The organism is Staphylococcus sp. HMSC072H03, assembly GCF_001809305.1.
In the GTDB taxonomy this organism is placed as follows: domain Bacteria; phylum Bacillota; class Bacilli; order Staphylococcales; family Staphylococcaceae; genus Staphylococcus; species Staphylococcus hominis.
Map to the genome: position 1 here is coordinate 1 of NZ_KV796869.1, position 1924 is coordinate 1924.

At 30.9% G+C, this 1924-nt stretch carries 1 protein-coding gene; it reads right to left on the minus strand.

All coding sequences use genetic code 11. The features are described from left to right. Positions 1-395: 395 nt before the first annotated feature. Entirely contained in the window at positions 396-1130 is a 735-nt protein-coding gene (gene erm(C) / locus HMPREF2578_RS01270; RefSeq protein ID WP_001003263.1) for a 23S rRNA (adenine(2058)-N(6))-methyltransferase Erm(C), read from the minus strand. Between the last annotated feature and the right edge of the window lie 794 nt (positions 1131-1924).

A 1924-nucleotide genomic window follows, 5' to 3' on the forward strand; every position in this document is an offset into this window, starting at 1 on the left:
AAAAAAAAAGAACATTTGTTAAAAGAAATTAGAACAAAATGAGTGAAAAATTAGAACAAACAAATTCCTTATAAACCTTATCATCTCAACCTATATTAAGATTTTACCTAGTTGAATCTTCTTTTCTATATAAAGCGTCGGAGCATATCAGGGGGTTATCTAACGTAAATGCTACCCTTCGGCTCGCTTTCGCTCGGCATTGACGTCAGATACTGCACCCCCTGAACCCCCATGCTCCAACAGCAAAAAGGAAACTTTTTGCTGCTTTTCCGACGCTTATTCGCTTCGCTCATATTTATATAGAAAAGAAGTGAATGCGCAAAAGACATAATCGATTCACAAAAAATAGGTACACGAAAAACAAGTTAAGGGATGCAGTTTATGCATCCCTTAACTTACTTATTAAATAATTTATAGCTATTGAAAAGAGATAAGAATTGTTCAAAGCTAATATTGTTTAAATCGTCAATTCCTGCATGTTTTAAGGAATTGTTAAATTGATTTTTTGTAAATATTTTCTTGTATTCTTTGTTAACCCATTTCATAACGAAATAATTATACTTCTGTTTATCTTTGTGTGATATTCTTGATTTTTTTCTATTTAATCTGATAAGTGAGCTATTCACTTTAGGTTTAGGATGAAAATATTCTCTTGGAACCATACTTAATATAGAAATATCAACTTCTGCCATTAAAAATAATGCCAATGAGCGTTTTGTATTTAATAATCTTTTAGCAAACCCGTATTCCACGATTAAATAAATCTCATCAGCTATACTATCAAAAACAATTTTGCGTATTATATCCGTACTTATGTTATAAGGTATATTACCAAATATTTTATAGGATTGGTTTTTAGGAAATTTAAACTGCAATATATCCTTGTTTAAAACTTGGAAATTATCGTGATCAACAAGTTTATTTTCTGTAGTTTTGCATAATTTATGGTCTATTTCAATGGCAGTTACGAAATTACACCTCTGTACTAATTCAAGGGTAAAATGCCCTTTTCCTGAGCCGATTTCAAAGATATTATCATGTTCATTTAATCTTATATTTGTCATTATTTTATCTATATTATGTTTTGAAGTAATAAAGTTTTGACTGTGTTTTATATTTTTCTCGTTCATTATAACCCTCTTTATTTTTTCCTCCTTATAAAATTAGTATAATTATAGCACGAGCTCTGATAAATATGAACATGATGAGTGATCGTTAAATTTATACTGCAATCTGATGCGATTATTGAATAAAAGATATGAGAGATTTATCTAGTTTCTTTTTTTACAAGAAAAAAGAAAGTTCTTAAAGGTTTTATACTTTTGGTCGTAGAGCACACGGTTTAACGACTTAATTACGAAGTAAATAAGTCTAGTGTGTTAGACTTTAATGTTTTTTTAAGGCATTAGTGCATTTAAGCGTCAGAGCATGGCTTTATGCCGAGAAAACTATTGGTTGGAATGGCGTGTGTGTTAGCCAAAGCTTTGGCGAGTTGGTTGGGGGTTTCATGGGATTAATCCCATGAAAGTACCAACTCAACAACACACTAACGCCTGTTGGTTCCAACCAATAGGAAATTGGAATAAGCAATTAGTATAATGAGAGTATAATGTTGGTATAACGTTAGTATAATGATGCTTTTTTTCATTATATTTTTTATGTACTTTAAACCTGCACGCTTATGTGAATTAGAAAAAGCTTAATCGCATTTCATAGATTGACCTCCCAATAACTACGTGGTGTTATTGGGAGGTCAATCTATTTCATTTGCGTTAAGCTTTTGATCTACATTAAGCGTGCAGGTTTTTTGTCTATTTGTAGACGATTTTATGTTATACTAGTCCTTGAAAGAATAATAATCAGATAATGCATTTTCTTGTTTTTATTTGCCTCTTGCTCAAAGTTCCCAAATTCGAGTAAGAGG